Below are 20,016 nucleotides of genomic sequence, written 5' to 3'. Positions count from 1 at the left end.
AATAGCGAGCTTTTTTTAAGAAAGCTCGTTATTTTTATAGTCTATTTTTTTAATTTGTTTCCATGCTTTTCTTTTTTTATTTTTTGATGCAAATCATACATTTTAATAGCAGAAACTATCATACAATATAACGACAAAAGGGGAATAATAAATATTGCAGATAATAAGAAATAAATATGTAGTCTTGCATTATTGTTTTTTTTAGCATATTTCAATCCTAAAATAGATGAACTAATAACGAAAACTATACTAAAAATAAATAAAATTATTATTACAATATAAACCGGATTAGACGTTCATTTTCCATAATTATTTTCATTGCCATTCAGGTATATAGCCAATAAAATGCTAATAAATGCACACAAAAAAACAATAAAACAAATGCTAGCTCATGACTGCATCTTATACAATTTGCCAACATAATTATTCTCAGATTTATCAATTTGTTCCATAACATAACTCCTAAAGTTATTCTACCTAATCACAATATAATATATAATTTTAATATTAATTTTTATTTTGCTAACCAAAAAATGTAATTCATTTTATAAATAAAGAAGGTATAATGAAACTAAAAGACTATATCTCGATATATTTTCTTAAGACCAAAAAAATTTCACAGAAATACCGCAAAAACGAAACAGTAACACTACAGTTTTTTCAACGTCACAATAATGTAAAATTATGTGGGATAAATGAGGTCATTAAATTGTTGTGTAAAAACACTGATACGTCTAAATACACAATAAGATATCTTGAAGAAGGGTCAATAATACATAATAGAGAAGTCGTACTTGAACTAGAAGGACATTACTATGATTTTGGCATTTGAGAAGGCATTATAGATGGCATTCTTGCCCGGCAAACTTCAATTGCCACAAATGCACACAATGTTATTAAGGCAGCTAATGGAAAAAATGTTGTAAGCATGGCTGATAGATCAGATCATTATATAAACCAGCTAAATGATGCGTATGCTCTTAAAGTTGGTGGAATATATAACCATTCTACTCTTGCATCATCCAATTACGACCTAAAGCATACGTTTGGCAGTATGCCGCATGCCTTAATTCAAATGTTTGAAGGAGATATTGTTAAGGCAATTAAGGCTTACCATAAAACATTTCCAAACGATGACCTTTATGCTCTTGTTGATTTTCATAATGATGTTATTTCAGACTCACTTGCCTGCTTAAAAGAATTTGGCAAAAAACTCAAGGCAGTAAGAATTGACACCTCGAAAGCATTAATTGACAAAATGTTTATTGAGGGAGAAGCAGAATATGGTGTTACCCAAAATCAAGTAAAGAGATTAAGAGAAGCTCTAGATAATAACAATGGAAAACATGTTAAAATAACTGTTTCATCAGGATTTAATGCTAAAAGAATTAAAGAATTTGAGGATGAAAATACACCGGTAGATACATACGGCGTTGGAGCATCATTATTGAAAGTATGAATAAATTTTAGTGCCGACGCAACTAAGTTAAATGATAAATATATCGCAAAAGAGGGAAGAGGATATCTAAAAAATAACAAACTTAAAACTTATAGAGGGGAAATTATTTAATGGAAGAAAATCACAAGAAAAAAATAAAAGATAATATCTTTAATTTTATTGGCTACTTAGTTATTTTTCTTTTTTTAGCAATAGGAATTATTTTGTTTTTAGTTGCATCTCATGTTTTTGGTTCTATAGGCAGGGGAGGAACTATAGCATCATATATCTTTGGCTCAATTTCACTTATTTTATTTATCATAATAATAATAAAAATATTTCTAATTATTGCTTCAGAAAACAAATACGCAAAAAACGCAATTGATGTCAATAAAATATTTGAGGGCGTAGAGCTAGATGAAGAAGAAAAAAACACCCACAACTTATTTTTAGAAGAATATCATAAAGAAATATCAAGTCTAAACATCTACTTTGGTGCCTTTGTTTTAATTGAACAAAAACATTATAAAAAAGACATTGATATAAATCATCCAAAAGTAAGAATGCTTATTGAACAAATGATTATTGATGGTATAAAAAAATATGGTTTTTTTGACCTATATCTTGTAATTGAGTTTTCAAAGACAATTAATAAAAAATTTATTTGAAAAGGCGACCATAAAAAGTATAAAATCTACTTTGAATATATAAGAAAAATATATCACATTGCCGATGATTACATTTATAACAAATATTTTATTAAATAAAATTAAAAATTTATAAACAACATTACTGACCATTATAATTGGTCAGTTTTTTTATAATTAATGCTATGTTAAAACAAAAAAAGACCCGAATCATATATAACGATTTGAGCCTTGGCTTTTTTTGTAAAATAAAGTAAATTATTGGTTAATTATTTTTATCATAATTTTCAGAAATGGTTATTTCATGTTCCAAATCGGCTACTATTTGGGGGATTAATGATGCGTCGCTAATTTGAGCACCCGACGCGCGATGATGACCACCACCACCCCACTTAACAGCTACGTTTCTTACGCAGGCACCATTCGATCTAAATTCACATCTAATTTGATTTTCCTTTTCTTGCGTAAAAAATACTCATGCCTTGTTATCATCAATTGAGGAAAGCAAAAAAGGTCGATTTGCTTTTAATGGGTCATAAATTCCAAGTTTCTTCTGATCCTTTAAGGTAAAGTAAAATGATACAACGCCATTTTTTATATTCATATTTTGTTGAACAAAAGCGTTTATTTTAATATCCTCTAATGTTTTTTTGGCCATATTTTCATGTAGTAAATCTTTATTAGCGTTATGAGATCATAATCAAGCAACTAAAAACATTGTCTTATCATCAGTTAGGTTAGTTGTAAGTCTAACTGAATCTGTATAAATTCCTAAATATAAATATGTTGCTGCTTGTGCATTAACTTTTCAATTTAATCCATATGCAATTTCGGCAACCTGTTGTGCCGCTGCAGGAGAGTACTTATCAACTCAAACCAACGAAGCATTTAAGTCGTCATCATTAGGATGATGATCAATTCTAATAACATCATCAAACAGATTATTATCTAAATATTCACGGCACTCTAATCTTTCTTTAAAATTAGCATCAACAATAATAGCTAACGAATTTTCAAGTTTCTTAAATTCCAATTTATCCATTGAAAAATCAAGGTATGAATAAATTCCTTTGGAATCACCGATAGTATAAACATTTTTATTAGGAAAATTTTCTTGAATTAAATGCTTCATACCAAATTGCGAACCTAAACAGTCGCCGTCAGGTCTTATATGATGAAAGATTACAATATTTTGGTATTTTTTAATTTTATCTTCAATTTTTTTAAATATTTCTAATCTTTCAGAACTAATTTTGATCATTTTTTAAAACCTCAGCCTTTAAGTCCTCAATTAGAGATTTCATTTCACGTCTAGAATGACATGTTGCTCCAGCAGCAACTTCATGGCCACCGCCAGGTTGGTATTTTTCACAAATGTGATTAATTCATATACCGTTTGATCTAACTCTAGCTCTAATATTGCCGTCGGGAAGATCGATAAATAATACTCAAATTTTGCAATCTCCGATGTTTGCTAAAATGCCAACATCATTAGCTTCATTATCATTTAAATTAAATTTTTCCTGAATCTTCTTAGTTACATGAAAATATAAAACCTTTCCATCACTCTTATAATTTAATAAAACATATGCAGAAAATCTAACTTTTCTTTCATCCCTTTTAGCAAGATCAAAATTAACATCCCATACTCTAAAATTATTGCCCTCATGTAAATAAGACATAACATCAAATGTTCTTTTTTGAACATATTCATATTGAAATCTTCCAGAATCTGTATTAATACCTAAATAAGTATATTTTGCTGCCTTATCAGTAACTTTTCAGTTGGACATCATCGCAATATAAGCAACTTGCTCAGCTGCTGCTGCAAATGTTGGATCTTCCCACGTATAGTCATATTCAATATCTGGATTAACAGGATGATGGTCAATTCTTAATAAATGAGTAAAGTTTTTATCAAGAATGTATTGCGCAAATTGAATCCTATTTGATGAGTTAGCATCAACAACAATGCCTAATGAGTTTTTGAAATTTTCTTTTGGTACATCCTCAAATTTATCAAAATCTCATTCAAAGAATGGAAATGTACCAATATTATCACCAAAAACAAACACTTTTTTTTCTGGGTAATTAGTTTTTATCAATTCTCTCAAACCAAACTGTGAACCCAAACAATCACCGTCAGGTCTTATATGATGAAATATGAAAATATTATCATGAGATTCAATTGCTTGTTTAGCAATTTCTCAAGTATTCTTTGCCATTTTTTCTCCTAGTAATTAAAAATTAATTATTTAAAAATTTAATTGATTATTTTATTTATTATTAAATTATAAAACATAATAAAAATAATCAACCATTTTATGATAACTAAATAATTATCAAGGTTTAGCCTAATTCAACTAGGTTGCCATGTTGATAAAAAAATAAATAAATTTAAAGCGTAAAAAAATCTAAATTCTAATATTACTATTTGAATCTAATATCTTTTTAGTCAACATTTATTCATACTATTTTATAAAATTAATTCTTTTTATATGCCCTAATAACTGAATGATTAGAATTCAAAAATTCATAATCATATTTTTCATCTTCTAATAGGTTTGAAATAGCAAATTGAAGGGTTTTGGTGCCATTGCCAACAATAATATCTACATATTCCATAAATTCATTTTGGTCTAAAGTAAATAAGGCGTTCAAAACATTAATAGATGCTTCATCACTAGTTAAACCGTGTAAATCAATCTCTAATGAATATAGATTCATATTTTAATACTCCTTTTGACAATTTGGACAAAGGTAAGTTCCGCGCCCATTGACCTTAATTTTTATAGTTTTATTTTGGCATTTTAGACATGACTTTATTCTATCGCTGTGAATCATTAAATAATCTTGATAAGAACCTATCTCGTTATTAAAACTTTCATAGGTATGAATAGTTGTTCCCCCTAGTTTGTAGCTCTTATCCATAATAACCTGGCCTTTTTCTAATATCTCTTTAAGTTTAGCTAATGGGATATTTTTTGATTTACTCAACGGGTGTATAGCGCATGCAAATAAAGCCTCATCAATATAAATATTCCCAAAACCTGCAACATATGATTGATCCAGCAACTTAGTTTTAATAGAGCTTTCACTACCCTTCAATTTATCAAAAAGTTCCTCAATGTTAGTATCTTTAGGTTCGAGTGCCACTTTTGATAAAGGTAATTTTTTTTCATAAGTTTCACTATCGCGCAAATAAAATGTACCAAACATTCGGCTATCAAGATAATGGAGCTCGCTATTATCTTCAAATACAAATTTAGCAACTAAATGTTTATGGTTCTCATGTGGTTTTTGATAATAACGATATTTTCCTTCCATTCTTAAATGAGATAGCAAAATTAAGTTGGTTTCGAATTGAAAAATAATATGCTTACCCTTATTTTTGACTCGAGTTATCTCATGCCCCCGTAAATTATTCTTATATGTTGAAGACGAACACTCCTTAAAAAGATGCGGTTTAATAATTTCTAGGCGCTTAATTTTTTTATACAAAATGACTTCATTTAGGTTTTTAACAACCACTTTTACTTCTGGTAATTCAGGCATATTACTATTATATACTTTTAGATAACATAATGTAATATAATAAAAGTATGACAAACAAATATAAAAAATTATTTATATCAACAACTGATACCGTTTTAGGGATCGGCGGCGCCGTTAACGATGAAACTAAAGATTTAATTTATGAAATAAAAGGCAGAGATAGAAATAAAAAACTAATTATTTTAGTATCCTCTATCCACCAGGCACGAATGTTTAAACAATGAAATCCGCAAGCTGAGCAATATGCTAAAAAATATTGACCAGGTGCAACAACGTTAATCGTTAATGACCAAGGTTTTAGAATGCCAAACCATCCCTTGCTACTTGAATATCTTGAAAAAAATGGGCCAGTATATATGTCGAGTTGCAATATATCAAATGGGCCAGTATGCAAAAATATTGAAAATGCAAAAATTCTTTTTCCTGAAATAACAAATGTTTATAACTTTGGAGAAATGAGTCAAAAGCCTAGCCAAATAATTAGAGTTGAAGACGGTTTAATTTTAAGGGAGTAAATTTTATGGATAAAATTGTAAAGATAACTAGTGATCACGCTGGACATGAAGCAAAGATTAAGCTCGCTAGCGAGCTAAAAAAAGAAGGATACAAAGTAGAACTTTTTGGTTCAACAAGTTCATTGTTGCCAGTCTCGTATACTGATGTTGGAATAGAATTTGCAAAGGAAACAAAAAGAGACCTTAATAAAGAGAATACAAAACTTATTGCTTTTTGCGGCTCAGGAATTGGAATATCTATGGCTTTAAATCGGTTTAAAGATATAAGATGTGCTAGAGTTACAAATGAAGAAGAAGCGAGATTATCAAAAGCCCATAATAATTCAAATATCTTGTGTATGGGAGGAAGATTATTAAAAGATAACGAAATTCTAAACATGTTTCATGCATGAGAAAATGCAGAATTTGAAGGCGGAAGACATCTTATTAGAATTAGTAAACTAGGCGAACTTGGCCAAGATGAATAATTTAAATGTATAAAATGCACAAATCAGGACTAAAAATAGCCCTGATTTTTAATCTTATTTTATCGACCAGGCAACATAAACTAACAAAAAATATTAATTTTTTTTAAAAAATAAAACGCATACTAAAAAAAGTATTACAATATTTTAATTTATCAAAATTTAAATGGGGTTTAAGAATGAAAAAAATAGAACTTAAAGAAAAAATAAATTATATTTCTAAATATGTTGATGATTTCAATGAATTGCATAGTACAGATATAAAAATTATTATCAAAGGGTCTGCTGTTTTAAAGCTAAATGAACTTATTAAACGCAATCCCAATGACATTGATATTTGTTTTTTTAACAATGAAAATTTAGAAACAAAAAGAGCATTTATTAGATATATTACAAAAATTGGAGACTTCAAGCTACTAAGAGAAGATGATAACCTTATAACAATTGAAAATTTTGAATTTGGAAAGGTTGAATTTATTCTTTTTGAATATCTTCATGTTGATTGATTAAACAAAATTGATAACAACCTTTACTTTGTAAATTCTGATTTTATGATTATTGGAAAAATCTTAATGCTTACATATGTTATGTCATCGTATTATCCACACAATGATAAGATGGAAAAAATCATTGCAACAATAAGCGATTTAAATCACCTTGATAATCTAACCTCATTTCTAGATAACTTCAAATTAAACAATTATAAAACCCTAATCATGAACCTTATCAATAATTCAACTCTTATTTTTATCTACTATAAATATAAGGAATTTTTATGATGGAAAAATGAATATGAAGACTTCGAAATTCAAGATCCCGACTTGTTGCAAACTTTTAATAAGATAAAGCATATATTCAAACAAATAAATAATGATAAAGAAATTAGTGACTATATAAACTTCAATAGCAAAATAATAGAAAGCTTTTATTTAAATTTTTTTACTGAATACCAAGAATTTGACGCAACAAAGGATTTTAGCAAATTAAAAAGCACAAATATAATTTTTAAGACAGATTACTCTTGTCAAGATAGCAATAGAAGTTCTTACTCAATAAATAACTTTAATTTTGTCGAACAAAATCAAAATAGTAAAATTAATTCTTTTATACTAAACTGGTTTATTAACAATTACCAAATTAAAAATAATAAAAAGGTAAATAATGAATATATTTTTAATTTAAAAATCTCTAATGATAGCAAGTGAGAAAATCAAGGCATTTTAGTAAATTCAGATAACCAAAATAACATTAAAACTAAAAAGATCTTGTCTATACTTAGCAAATATAGCATTCCCTATAAAATTTCCTTAAGCAAAGAATGAGCCGCAACCTGCAAGCAAGAAAATGAAATCGTTGATTTTATCATTAGCATTCCAGGGGATTTAGAAACTGATATAAATGTTAAAATCAACATCATAAACATTGTTCATATGATTCAAATAATTTATGTTTTATACAAGGAACTAAACAATGATTAATAAAACAAAATATGCCAGTTCTTTAATTATTTCAATGATTGGATCTGAGGCTTTTAAACTTGGAACAGCAATTTATATCTATAAGTTCACAAGTAGTTTTTGGCTTGTTTCCCTTTTATATTTACTAATTCAAATACCGGTCTTTATTTCATATCTACTAAATAAAAAAATTGCTTCAAAATTAAAACTAAAAAATATACTTATAGCAACTGACTTTATTAGCGTAGGTGTGCTAATGGTCATATTAATTAGCTCTTTTTTCTTCATAAAAAATAATTCACTCCAGGCTTTTTCAATATTTTTATTAATAACTAACATTATATTAAATATCATACACTCATTTAGATTCATAGCCCTTAAGTCAGTTTTATATTATTTATCAAATAACAATAAAGATATAAAAACTTACAACGTTTTAACGACTATCGCTACTGCGCTGGCTTTTCTATTGGCGTCAGTGTTTTCATTTGTATTATTTACTAAATTACCTTTCTGGTCATTAATTGTTATGAATATGATAACTTATTTAGCATCAGGGATTTTATACTTCATATTAAAGTTAAATAAGGAGCCATTGCAAACAACACCAACTATTAAAAATAATGTAGACAATTTACAACTTGAACACAACAAAAATTACAGCATATGAAAATGAGTTTACACTATTGCATGTAGTCTAATTGTTGGAATATTTCTTTTCCCACGAACAGCAGGAATGTCTCAATTTTTTAAAGCTATTTCATTTAATGCAGAAGAATGATCATTTATATTAAATATTATATTCGGATCTTTTGGCCTGATTGGAAGCCTAATTTCTTTAGTGATAAGAAATAAAGATATCAAACTAAGATGAATTTTATTAGCTATGAATATTGTAATTCTAATAGTTATTCCTATTTTATTTATATCAATTAGTAATTACATTAAAAACATAATTTATTTAGTAATAATAGGTATGCAACAACTATTTTTCTCACTATTTATTGCCATTTTTTACACAAATACATATTTGCTTTTTAAAGAAGACAAATTTAAAAAAAATACAATATGAACATTAATTTTTAAAGTTATTTCATCGTCTTTAATTATTTTATTATTAACTCTAATAACATATCAAATCAACTATTTTGTTACGTTTACCGTGTTTACAGCATTAATACTAGTTACAAGTATTGTAATTGCAGTTTCGGAAATATTTTTATCTAAACATAAAAAGAAAGAAATGTTAATTAAAAAGTAACAAGCAAACAAATAAAATTGGCACCCATAATTTTAAACGAGTTTGTCCTAACTTTAATAAAGCGGATGCTAATTTTCAAAACAAATATGGTCTTTATTTTGGCCAAATAAATCATCAAATTGCAACAAAAATGAGCCACCTAACATATATAGTAAAATGTTATAGGTGATTTTATTATGTGCGAAATAGAATTAAACTATTTTCAGTTAAATAGAAAACAAAAATTAGATGTTATAACTACATATTCTAATTTAACAAATAAGCAACTATCCTTAAAAGCAAAACGTTCAATATCAACCATAAAAAGATTAAAACAAAAATTAAGAAATACTAAATTATGCAAAAAAGAAGTTAACTTAGCACATGGCAATCAATATAGCCTTGAATCTAGCACTATTTTGTATGATGTAGTCGCAAAAAAATAAAATACATATAAAAAATATAGTTAAAAAATTAAAAAAAATCATAAATATATCTTAATTTAAAATGGATTTATGATTTTTTAATCTTAAAACTGAAAAACTCAAATAAAACACACTCCTTTCGGAATGTGTTTTATCTTTTTTTATCCAAACTCGGGATTATATCACCTTCTTGATATTATTAAGATTCAACTCTTGAAGTGTCAAATTTTCCAATAATATTATGGACTCTGGATACAGTCATCCATGCTGCAGGGTCTGCTAACAGGATTTCATTTTTAATAATATTTTGCTCTAAATAAAGTGCAAAAGTTTCAATTCTAACAGTTTCAGTATTTGTATAACCGGCAGTAAGCTTATCTATATTATAACCATGTCAATAATTAATAATTTTAAGACGGTCAATAATCTTGTCTGGGTTTTTTGTATATATTTCAATTCTAATCTTACGATATTTAGGAAAAATGAGATCAATAAATGAAATGTAAATAAAAACATATGCAAAAAAACTTAAAATTCTTAAAATTAGTGCTGCAATATTAAATGGTCTATCTGATGATACTCCTAATAACTCAACAATGCTAATTGTCACAATTGAGAATGCTCCAAAAATCAAGGCAACAATTGTTGAAATATGACCCACTGATTTTTGTTTAACTCTAGAAATATAATAAATTATAAAATCTCCGCCAGCAGTAGAAGCTGAATTTTTTCATGAAATACCACTTGCTGATCCAGCCATACAAGCACCAATAACGGCATAAACAATAATTGGCCATGTTGGATTGGCGTAGCCATTTTCAATAATATTTTTAAAATGATTTAATTGGTTAAATTGAGACTGGGTAATTTGATGTATATATCCTAACTCTTTGATTACGCCTGCCTCTAAAGAATTATTAATGCTTAATAAATATAGACCATCTTGAGATGTTGGATTTGTATTAATTCATTGAAACAAATGACGATATGAATTTTGATAAGTTCCATATGATTCCCAAGGAATTAATGATTTAAATTCATTTGTAAAACGGGAATCAACTGGAGAAATTCAATTAATATAATAAATCGAAATTTTATTAAAGAAATGCCCAATTGGCCCAATTAATAATATCGATTGAAACGCAACTTGCCATAATAATCAGTATGTCGTTAAAATCATAAATAATCGTGAATTTTTCTTTCAAAAAGCAATTATTAAGGGTAAATTCATAAAGAAATAAATAAAAGCAAAATATGGTGCAGTTGATGAAACTGTAAATGTAATTGCTTGAACTATAGCTGAAACCCCAGTTGCAACCGTTGCCGCCTTAGCTAAAAATGTTGCGATAGCTATATTGTATAAGATAGCTGAACAAAAAACAAAGAACATTTTCTTAGGAAACTTTTTCCATACATTAAAGAAATTAACTCCATAAGGATTTATTTCATAAGGTAATTTTGAAGGATTCTTTTTACTTTTTCGCTTTTTTTCCTCATTAGATAATGCTATATATTCTTCTGATTTAAGTTGTTTTTGTTTAGCTAAATCTATATTCTTTTGTTCTGGACTTTGGTTATTAATTTTGCACGTCTTTTTCATATGTCCTCAATATAATAGAAAATAATAACACTTTTTTAAAAAATAAAATGATTATGTATTAATATACATAAAAAATAAAACAGCTAACTAAAGCTGTTAAAAATTATTTTAATGATAGAGCTTTTTTGGCTGTTTCCACTATCGAAGTAAATGATTCAGGATAGTTAATTGCTAATTCTGAAAGCATTTTTCTATTGATATTTATATTTGCTTTATTTAATCCTTCGATTAGTCTTGAATATGTAATACCATTTGTTCTTGCTGCTGCGTTAATACGAGCAATTCATAATTTTCTGAATTCACGTTTAACTTGTTTTCTATCTCTAAATGCATATGTTCATGATTTAACAACAGCTTGCTTAGCAACTTTATAACCAATAGATTTGTGTCCTCAGTATCCCTTAGCAAGCTTTAATCATTTAACACGTCTTCTTCTTGTTACTACTCCGCCTCTTGTACGCATAATATTTTCCTTTCCAAATAATTTATTAAAAAATTAAATTAATTCTTTATATCTCTTAAAATCTGATGCTGATAAGGTTGATGATTTACGAGATTGACGTTTTTGCTTAGTTGTTTTGTTTTGAGCTAAGTGTGAACGATATGCATTTCCACGTTTAACTTTACCTGTTGCAGTTATTTTAATTCTCTTCTTTAAACCGCTCTTGGTTTTCATTTTTGGCATGTTATTCTCCTTGTGGTTGTGAAGGTTCGTTATTTTTTTTGTTAAAGGCTTCAACTTTCTTTTTATCTTTTTCGATATACATATCTAAAAAACGTTCATTTACTAAAGTTGGCTCTTTTGATACTTTTGCAATGTCCTCGACAAGCGCATAAAACTTATCTAAAATTTCGTGCCCCAAATCAGTTCTGCTACGCTCACGACCCCTAAATTTAACCGACACTTTTACACGATTTCCCTCCAAAATAAATTCACGCACTTTGCGTGCCTTTGTTTCAAGGTCATGTTGTCCAATTAAAGGGGTTAATCTTATTTCGCGGTTAATAGTTACTGACTGTTTTTCCTTAATTGCTTTTTGTTTTTTCTTCTTATCATATTTAAACTTACCATAGTCCATAATTCTAGTAATAGGTTTGTTATTTTCAATTGAGATAAGAACCAAATCCATCTTATATTCAGAAGCCTTTTCTAAAGCATCTTCTTTAGTTAAAACTCCTATTTTTTCATTATCAGGGCCTAAAACAAAAACTTTTTTATAAGGTATGTCATTATTTACAACGTGTTCTGATTTCGGTTTTTTACTTTGACTATTTGCAAAGTTTGAGTTATCTTGATATATAACTTCCTCCTTAAATAAATAAAAAGTGGGTTTAGACCACTTCTCATTAACTACAAAAATATTAAATAATCTTTATCTGTAGCGACCCAGCAAAAAATCACTTAGGTGAGAAATGAATCTACTTATTGCTATTAAAAGCACAATAATTTTAACATAAAATCATTTTAAGATTAATAACATTTTCAAAATGTCTTACAAAATAAATTATTTCCATGTTTTTATTAATCAAATAAGCAAAAACGGATGGTAATTCTCTTTGTAAGATTTAATAAAAGTTTCTAATTTCACAAAAAAAATGTTAATTTCAAATTAAAACTCAAAACAAAAATACAATCTAGTTTTTTTCTTTAAGGTAATTGCTAAATTTTATCATTTTTTAACATTTAAAACAGCAACTATAAAGCGCTATCTATTTAATTAATTATTTGAACCTAAAACTTTTCTATGTTTTTTAGTATAAATTTTGTGCTTTTAGCCAAAAGTAATAAAATTGTTTTTAGATAGTATAAAACTAGATAAAAAGATACAACATTGAAAGGAAAATATGAAAAAACAAGGAAAATATAAACTTCTAGCAAGTTTACCATTATCTATAGTTGGCATAGCACCTATTGCTATACTATCAGTAAGCTGTCAATCGGGGGAACAAGATAAACTAACCCAAGAACTTATAAAAAAAGAACAGCAACTTTCAAAGGAACAAGTTGAAAAAGATAAAGCTACCAATCAACTAAATTGAGCTAAAGAACAACTTCCAAAAAAAGATTTAGAAATAAAAAAATTAAAGGGTGAATTAGAAAAAGTAACTCCGCAAAATGATGATAAAAAAGTTTTCGAAACCAAAAAATATAACTTTAAAAACTATAATGCTGAATACACAGTAAAAGAAACAAATGAAGCTGAAGCATTTTTTATTAAAGATGACAAGTCTAAGACACCTTATATTGACTTAGATCAGTTTATATCGATTTTAGATGGTTTATTTGACCAAAATCAATTAAGTTCATATGTTGAAAAAGATAAAAATACAAAAACATATTTTACAAAAAATCCAGATGGAACAATATCAAATAAATTAATTATTGACTGAGCCAAAAACACCATTCAATTAACAAGCACTAATTTCTTTTATGAAATTTTTAAACCACAACAATTAACCGATGGTGAGCAATTCCTAAAAACCGAATATGAATTATCGCGCATCAAAGGTGATGAAGGCAAACTTATCAACTTTGACCTGGGCAAATACAATATGGATATCTTATATAGTAATGATAAAGTATTACTTCCATTTTCAATATTCAATACCTTATTCATGAGTACAACATCAAACAATATTTACTTTAATGGTAAAACATTTACAAATGTAAGTGATGGACTTGATGCATTTGAAACTGCAAGCAATGAGCTAAGAGAAAGAATAAGAAAGAATGATGATCTAAATGGTAATAAGGCTACAAAAGAAGAAAGAGAAGCAAACTTCAACCATTTATCATTTACAATGGACTACTTTTATGGCCTAAGAGAATATAAACAAATTAAATCTTTTGCAGACTATATTTCAAAAGAAGATAAAGAAAAATTATTATCAACTGACCCAGAAATATATAACAAAGCATATATAAATATCTTCCATAAACAATTAAATGATTTACACACAAGCCTAAATACTTTTTCGTATCGTGAAAAAGAATGAAATGCCGATATTTTTGACTCATTAACAAGAAATGACTTTGGACAAAAATTGTTGAATGAGCGAAAAGTAGCAACCGAGTTAAGTGGGCTATTTGAGAAAAAATTTGGTAAGAAGGTTAGCGAAGTTGAAACTAAGGATTTAATTAGATTCCACGGCAATACAGCCATTGTAACTCTTCTTGAATTCAAAGATGGAACAAAGGATGAAATATCGAAAGATGATGCATGAAAATATGATACATACTTTCTAATGCGTTATTTAATAAAACAAGTTAAGGAAAAGAAAAATATTAAAAATATTGTATTAGATCTATCTTTAAATGGTGGTGGTAGCGTTTCTGCTATGGTTAGAACTTTAGGCTTTATGACCGATAAACCTATTTTAAACCGCGAACAAGATATTCTAAATAGAACAAATAGTTTAAGCAAATCAGAAGTTGACACCGATGGTGATGGCAAATACGAAAATGATGCTTATGATAAATACAATTGAAACTTGTTAGTTGGTGTAACTACATTTAGCGCCGCAAACCAACTAGCAAGTATTGTTAAGGAAATGGGTATTGCTAAAATTATTGGTCAAAAATCTGGTGGTGGTATGTCAGCTATTATGTCAAACGTAATGCCAGATGGTACAACTATTACTATGAGTGGACCAAACAATGCTGTTTTTGGAATAGAAAACAAAGAAATAGAAAGTGGTGTTCCGACCGACATTACAATCGAATACAAAGACTTCTATAATGATGAGGCAATTGACAAGGCTTTAACAAGCGCTAACTCAAAACAAAATTAATAATAATTAATAACATCGGCCAAAAAATTCCGGTGTTTTCTTAAAATGAAGAAATTATTGTAAAGAAGGAAAAAATATGAAAAAATCAGGAAAAGCTAAACTTTTAGCAAGCTTACTTCCATTATCAGCTATTGGTCTAGCACCAATTGCTATACTAACTGCAAGCTGTCAATCTGGACAAATCGATAAATTAAATAAAGAAATTCAAGAAAAAGAACAAAAAATTCAAGAATTACAAAAAGAAAAAAATAATACTAACGATGAATTAAATAAAATCAAAGATCAACTAAATGAGAAAAACGAAATAATAAATGATATCGAAAGAGAAAACAATATCAAGCCTCAAAATGATGACAAGGTTAACATTAGTGCCACCCCTCACAGTTTCAAAAACTATAATCCTGAGTATACAGCAGTTGGCGAATCAAATGTTAATGTTTATGAAATTAAAGACGATAAATCAAAGACAGCTTATGTTGATATTGATCAATTTTTAAGTGCTCTAACTGGCTTAATTGGCCCAGAACAATTTAGTTCATATGTTGATAAACAAAAGAATAGAAAAACTTATTACACAAGCAATCCTGATGGAACTATTTCAAACAAGTTGGTAATTGATTGGAATAAAAATACAATTTTTGTAACTACAACGGACTTCTTTTATGAAATATTAAGACCACAAGAATTAACAGATGGTGGAGAATTCACTAAATATGAATATGAAAGAATTCCAGAAAGTGATAAAGGCGTTACTTTCGATCTAGGTAAATATCATATGGATATCCTTTACAAAGATGGTAAAGTTCTAGTGCCATTTTCAGTATTTAACACTCTATTTATGAGCTGAACATTCAACAATATCTACTACAATGGAAAAACATTCACTAATGTTTTTGCCGGACTTGACTCATTTGGTAAAACTGAAAAAGAAGCAAGAGAAAGAATTAGAAAAGATAACAATCTCCATGGCAACAAACCAACCAAGGAAGAAAGAGAAGCAAACTTTAACCATTTATCATTTACAATGGACTACTTTTATGGCTTAAGAGAATATAAACAAATTAAATCTTTTGCAGACTATATCAAAGAAGAAGATAAAGAAAAACTTCTATCGACTGATCCTAAAAAATGAAATGAAGCATACATCAGTATTTTCCATAAGCAATTAAATGAATTACATACAAGAATGAACTCATTCTCATACTATGAAACAACTAATTATCTAGACCCTCTAAAACTTGAATCAAAAGACTATGGTCAATATAGAATTGATTTCAATAAACAAAGAGCAGAATTGGTTAAAGGCTTTGAAGCATATTTCCAAAAGAAAATTGCAGACTTCCAACCTGAAGACTATGTAAAATTTGTTGGTAATACTGCTTTTGTTACCCTATTGCATTTTGAAGATGGAACTAAAGAACAAAACAAATCAAAAGATGCTTGAAAATATGATACATATTACTTAATGCGCAGTTTAATGAAACAAGTTAAAGAAAAGAAAAATATAAAAAACATTGTTCTAAACATTGCTATTAATGGTGGTGGTAGCGTTGGATCAATGGTTAAAACACTAGGTTTTATGACTGATAAACCAATTCTAAATCGTGAATTCGATATTTTAAATAGAGTAGGTAGTTTAAGTAAAGGCTTAGTTGATACTAATGGTGATGATAAATACGAAGGGGATGCATATACACAATACAATTGAAACATCCTAGTTGGTATAAATACATTTAGTGCTGCTAACCAATTGACAAGTATTGTTAAAGAAATGGGTATTGCTAAAATTATTGGTCAAAAAACTGGTGGCGGTATGTCGGCCATTATGCCTCTAGCTCTAAGCGATGGAACAACTATTACAATAAGTGGTCCAAATAATGCTACATTTGGCAAAGATAACAAAGAAATTGAAAGTGGTGTTCAACCAGACATCAAATTAGATTACAAAGATTTCTATAACTACGATAAAATCGATAAAATGTTAAGCGCTCAAAATCAAAAACAAGACGAAAATAAACAATAATCATCCTTTCATTGTTAAAAAACATCAGCAATTGATACTGATGGTAATGTAGTAAATTTTGTGTAAATTTATTTCTTGCTTACTTTTTGAGTAAGAGATTTGGGAATAGTAATCACACAAATCTAAATTTATTAGACAAAAATAACCAAATAACATAACTAAATCGGAGAGTTTAATCTTCTGAATGTTATTTGGTTATTTTAAATTATTATTACTCTTCTTCGAAAATTATTTGCAATTGATTATAAACAGGAACTGTAGATAATTTTGTGTAAATTAATCTCTGGCTTGCTTTTTTTAGTAAGTGATTTAAAAATAGCAATTAACTCAATAACAATTTAATTGTTTCCTTTGAAAAATTTTTAACCAAATAAGAACCAACAACCGCTAAGTCAACGCCACTTTCAAAACATTTTTTAATATTAAAGTCCTTAATACCACCATCAATTTCAATTATTATTTTCAAATTTTTTTGATCAATATATTTTCTAAGTTGTCTTACCTTTGCATAAGTAGATTCAATAAAACTCTGCCCACCCTTGCCAGGATAGACACTCATGGCTAATATTAAATCTAAATCCTTGAGAAATGGTATAACTTTGCTTACATCTGTATCGGGATTAAAGGCTAAGCCGAGTTTTATGTCTTCCTTTTTTGCTAATTTAATAAGTTTTTTGAGCTCTATTTCATTTTCAAAAGCTTCATAATGAAATGTTAAAATAGCTCTAAATTCCTTAAATTTATGATAATAAGAAAAAACATCTTTAACCATTAAGTGAATATCCATATTATGCTTTGGACACTGATCAAATATTTTTTTAATTTCTTCATATGTTAAGGCCGTATTGGGTACAAATTGGGCATCCATAACATCGTAATGAACATTACTAACACCTCATTTAATCAATGAATTAACATAGGAAATTAGTTGATCACTTTTTACATCTAATATCGAAGGGCTTATTTGTCTATTATCCATTTTTTTTCCACCTTAATATATTGGTTCTAACATACGCTTCATAAAGCTTTTATAATTTTCATATCTTTCTTCTTTAATAGTTCCACACTGAACGCGTCTTTTAACTTCACAATCCTCAATTCTTTCATGGTAGTGTCTACAACTTCTAAATTTGCAAAAAGGGGATGCTTCTCTAAAAGAATTAAAAGCAACAGGCATTTCATCAATTGTTAAATCAAACTCAATAGATGAAAACCCAGGAGTATCAATAATCTCGCCGCCATTAAAGTTAATTAAACTCACTTCTCTTGTTGTATGTTTACCGCGGTTTAGCGCCTTTGAAATGGCTTGTGTTTCAAAATTTGTGCTAGCTAAATAATTTATCAGCGTCGTTTTTCCGACACCGGTTTGGCCCACAAAAAAACTAGTCTTATGTTTAAAAATTTCTCGCAAGCCTTCAAAACTAGCTTCATTTTCATAATTTATTTCAAATACCTTATAACCTTGTTCCTTGTAAAAATCTATCCTTGAAGCAGATGTTAGATCTTTCTTGGTTAAAACAATTATTGGTTCTACATTCTTGCTTTCAATAATAATAAGGAACTTATCAACTAATTGAGAACTAAATTCTGGTTCAACTAATGACATAACGACAATCGCTTGGTCAACATTAGCAATTTTAGGCCTAATAAAGAAATTTCTTCGTCCTAAAATATGATGAATCAATCCTTCTTTTTCAAATTCAACATTATCGCCGACGATAGGTTTCATATCAAGCAATCTAAGTTTTCCTGAACCTCTCACTCTATAAATTTGTTTATCTCCAAACGACTTAACATCATAAAAACCTGCTAACGACTTAATAATTTTCCCTTTTTCCATTTAACACCTTCACTTCTACTTTTTATAATATTCAACTAAATATACAATTAAATAAATTAATAATCCAAGAATTATTGAGGAACCCAGTGTTATCAAAACAATGTTTAGCACCTTGTGTGATTTCTTTTTTTTCTTTTGTTCATGATTTTCAAGATCAAGCCGCTTTTCCATGCTTGCTTGCGGTGTTAAACAATGATCTAGATCACTAATTATGTCTAAGCAATTTAAATAGCGATTTTGAGGATTTTTAGCTGTACATTTTATTATAATATTTTCAACAGCTTGCGGAATAGTTTTCCCAACACCTTCTAAAGGTGGTATTGTACCGTTTATTTGAAGCAGTAAAATAGATTGGGCATCAATCCCTTGATAAACAGGATGTCCTGAAAGCATTTCATACAAAATCATACCAAAAGCATAGATATCGCTTTGAATTGAGGCTGGTTGACTTTTCAAGGGAATCTCAGGAGCTAAATATTGAACTGAGCCAACTGTTTTATTATCAGCTGTAACTCGCAAACTATCCTCGTTAATTGATATCCCAAAATCAATTAATTTAACTCTATTGGTATCATTTTCAATAATTATATTGCTTGGTTTTAAGTCTCGGTGGATAACATTGGATGAATGGATATCATACAATCCCCTGCATATCTCTCTCGCAATTCTTATTGCTTCATCAACAGGTATTTTTTTGTGTTTTGCAATTAATGCCTTGAGATTGGTTCCTTTGATTAATTCCATTGCATAATAAGATTCGTCTGCGCTTACATAGTAGCCAATCATCTTGATTACATTCGGCGATTTAATTGTTTTCAAAACGTTGCACTCGTTCTGAAAGCGGATTTGATTAACTTGTTTTTTTGTTATATCTGGAACAGTGAGTATTTTAACTGCCATTCTCTTTTGTGTCTTCTTATAACAAGCAGAATAAACCTCACCATACCCCCCTTTTCCTATTAAGACAAAGTCCTCAAAGTGTTTATTTACATTTTCGTATCTATCCAATCTCTTCAACAT

21 protein-coding genes are annotated in these 20,016 nt (G+C 28.3%); 9 read left to right on the top strand and 12 right to left on the bottom strand.

All coding sequences use genetic code 4. The annotated features are described in order from the left end of the window. Window positions 1–41 precede the first annotated feature (41 nt). A complete protein-coding gene (locus ACWXVP_RS01625; protein ID WP_456012775.1) occupies window positions 42–452 on the bottom strand; it encodes a hypothetical protein in 411 nt (136 codons plus the stop codon). 113 nt (window positions 453–565) lie between these two features. Here ACWXVP_RS01625 and ACWXVP_RS01620 point away from each other — a divergent pair, with 113 nt between their 5' ends. Further along, window positions 566–1,570, top strand: a complete 1,005-nt coding sequence (locus tag ACWXVP_RS01620; protein WP_438340582.1) for a nicotinate phosphoribosyltransferase — start codon at window positions 566–568, stop codon at window positions 1,568–1,570. After that, window positions 1,570–2,205 carry a hypothetical protein gene (locus tag ACWXVP_RS01615; protein ID WP_456012773.1) on the top strand — a complete coding sequence of 212 codons (636 nt, stop codon included), beginning with the start codon at window positions 1,570–1,572 and terminating at the stop codon, window positions 2,203–2,205. The genes ACWXVP_RS01620 and ACWXVP_RS01615 overlap by 1 nt, the downstream gene beginning before the upstream one ends. A 145-nt stretch (window positions 2,206–2,350) precedes the next feature. Here ACWXVP_RS01615 and ACWXVP_RS01610 read toward each other — a convergent pair whose 3' ends face one another. The 4 genes from ACWXVP_RS01610 to mutM form a co-directional block, all read right to left on the bottom strand. Further along, on the bottom strand, window positions 2,351–3,346 hold the full coding sequence (locus tag ACWXVP_RS01610; protein ID WP_438340580.1) for a DHH family phosphoesterase: 996 nt from the start codon (window positions 3,344–3,346) through the stop codon (window positions 2,351–2,353). After that, window positions 3,333–4,310 carry a DHH family phosphoesterase gene (locus tag ACWXVP_RS01605; protein ID WP_456012771.1) on the bottom strand — a complete coding sequence of 326 codons (978 nt, stop codon included), beginning with the start codon at window positions 4,308–4,310 and terminating at the stop codon, window positions 3,333–3,335. Before ACWXVP_RS01605 ends, ACWXVP_RS01610 begins: the two co-directional genes overlap by 14 nt. Window positions 4,311–4,569: 259 nt before the next feature. Further along, window positions 4,570–4,812, bottom strand: a complete 243-nt coding sequence (locus ACWXVP_RS01600) for a Smr/MutS family protein (protein ID WP_438340578.1) — start codon at window positions 4,810–4,812, stop codon at window positions 4,570–4,572. A 3-nt stretch (window positions 4,813–4,815) separates the two neighbouring features. After that, window positions 4,816–5,640: a DNA-formamidopyrimidine glycosylase gene (gene mutM / locus ACWXVP_RS01595; RefSeq protein ID WP_456012770.1), complete on the bottom strand. Its 825-nt coding sequence runs from the start codon at window positions 5,638–5,640 to the stop codon at window positions 4,816–4,818. Window positions 5,641–5,687: 47 nt separating this feature from the next. On the opposite strand from mutM, the gene ACWXVP_RS01590 reads away from it, so the two are divergent. The 5 genes from ACWXVP_RS01590 to ACWXVP_RS01570 all read left to right on the top strand — a co-directional run bounded on the left by ACWXVP_RS01590 (window position 5,688) and on the right by ACWXVP_RS01570 (window position 9,762). Beyond that, the gene (locus ACWXVP_RS01590; protein ID WP_438340576.1) at window positions 5,688–6,155 is read left to right on the top strand and encodes a Sua5/YciO/YrdC/YwlC family protein; all 468 of its coding nucleotides are present in this window, start codon (window positions 5,688–5,690) and stop codon (window positions 6,153–6,155) included. Between the two features lie 5 nt (window positions 6,156–6,160). After that, the gene (locus ACWXVP_RS01585) at window positions 6,161–6,622 is read left to right on the top strand and encodes an RpiB/LacA/LacB family sugar-phosphate isomerase (protein ID WP_438340575.1); all 462 of its coding nucleotides are present in this window, start codon (window positions 6,161–6,163) and stop codon (window positions 6,620–6,622) included. Between the two features lie 176 nt (window positions 6,623–6,798). Beyond that, on the top strand, window positions 6,799–8,097 hold the full coding sequence (locus ACWXVP_RS01580; protein WP_456012768.1) for a hypothetical protein: 1,299 nt from the start codon (window positions 6,799–6,801) through the stop codon (window positions 8,095–8,097). After that, window positions 8,090–9,337, top strand: a complete 1,248-nt coding sequence (locus tag ACWXVP_RS01575; protein ID WP_456012766.1) for a hypothetical protein — start codon at window positions 8,090–8,092, stop codon at window positions 9,335–9,337. The genes ACWXVP_RS01580 and ACWXVP_RS01575 overlap by 8 nt, the downstream gene beginning before the upstream one ends. 176 nt (window positions 9,338–9,513) lie before the next feature. Next, on the top strand, window positions 9,514–9,762 hold the full coding sequence (locus ACWXVP_RS01570) for a hypothetical protein (RefSeq protein ID WP_456012764.1): 249 nt from the start codon (window positions 9,514–9,516) through the stop codon (window positions 9,760–9,762). Window positions 9,763–9,940: 178 nt separating this feature from the next. Here ACWXVP_RS01570 and ACWXVP_RS01565 read toward each other — a convergent pair whose 3' ends face one another. The 4 genes from ACWXVP_RS01565 to infC form a co-directional block, all read right to left on the bottom strand. Further along, window positions 9,941–11,341, bottom strand: a complete 1,401-nt coding sequence (locus tag ACWXVP_RS01565) for a hypothetical protein (protein ID WP_456002450.1) — start codon at window positions 11,339–11,341, stop codon at window positions 9,941–9,943. Window positions 11,342–11,444: 103 nt separating this feature from the next. Beyond that, complete coding sequence (gene rplT / locus ACWXVP_RS01560) at window positions 11,445–11,804, bottom strand: 50S ribosomal protein L20 (protein ID WP_444704966.1); 360 nt, start codon at window positions 11,802–11,804, stop codon at window positions 11,445–11,447. Window positions 11,805–11,837: 33 nt separating this feature from the next. Next, the gene (gene rpmI / locus ACWXVP_RS01555; RefSeq protein WP_438340570.1) at window positions 11,838–12,017 is read right to left on the bottom strand and encodes a 50S ribosomal protein L35; all 180 of its coding nucleotides are present in this window, start codon (window positions 12,015–12,017) and stop codon (window positions 11,838–11,840) included. Window positions 12,018–12,027: 10 nt separating this feature from the next. After that, complete coding sequence (gene infC / locus ACWXVP_RS01550) at window positions 12,028–12,642, bottom strand: translation initiation factor IF-3 (protein ID WP_438340916.1); 615 nt, start codon at window positions 12,640–12,642, stop codon at window positions 12,028–12,030. A gap of 544 nt (window positions 12,643–13,186) precedes the next feature. On the opposite strand from infC, the gene ACWXVP_RS01545 reads away from it, so the two are divergent. Then, a complete protein-coding gene (locus ACWXVP_RS01545) occupies window positions 13,187–15,133 on the top strand; it encodes a S41 family peptidase (RefSeq protein WP_456012762.1) in 1,947 nt (648 codons plus the stop codon). A 76-nt stretch (window positions 15,134–15,209) separates the two neighbouring features. Next, on the top strand, window positions 15,210–17,156 hold the full coding sequence (locus tag ACWXVP_RS01540) for a S41 family peptidase (RefSeq protein ID WP_456012761.1): 1,947 nt from the start codon (window positions 15,210–15,212) through the stop codon (window positions 17,154–17,156). A gap of 322 nt (window positions 17,157–17,478) precedes the next feature. On the opposite strand, the gene ACWXVP_RS01535 is transcribed toward ACWXVP_RS01540, so the two are convergent. The 3 genes from ACWXVP_RS01535 to ACWXVP_RS01525 are packed head-to-tail and all read right to left on the bottom strand — an operon-like array spanning window position 17,479 to window position 20,016. Further along, window positions 17,479–18,135 (bottom strand): ribulose-phosphate 3-epimerase, encoded by a 657-nt coding sequence (locus tag ACWXVP_RS01535; RefSeq protein WP_444704963.1) that lies wholly within the window; start codon window positions 18,133–18,135, stop codon window positions 17,479–17,481. Window positions 18,136–18,147: 12 nt separating this feature from the next. Beyond that, window positions 18,148–18,996 carry a ribosome small subunit-dependent GTPase A gene (gene rsgA / locus ACWXVP_RS01530; protein WP_438340566.1) on the bottom strand — a complete coding sequence of 283 codons (849 nt, stop codon included), beginning with the start codon at window positions 18,994–18,996 and terminating at the stop codon, window positions 18,148–18,150. A 15-nt stretch (window positions 18,997–19,011) separates the two neighbouring features. Further along, window positions 19,012–20,016: a serine/threonine-protein kinase gene (locus tag ACWXVP_RS01525; protein ID WP_456012759.1), complete on the bottom strand. Its 1,005-nt coding sequence runs from the start codon at window positions 20,014–20,016 to the stop codon at window positions 19,012–19,014.

This window comes from Mycoplasma sp. 1781 (assembly GCF_053851675.1).
Note: the sequence above shows the minus strand (reverse complement) of the source record. Positions and strands in the feature narration are given on the sequence as shown.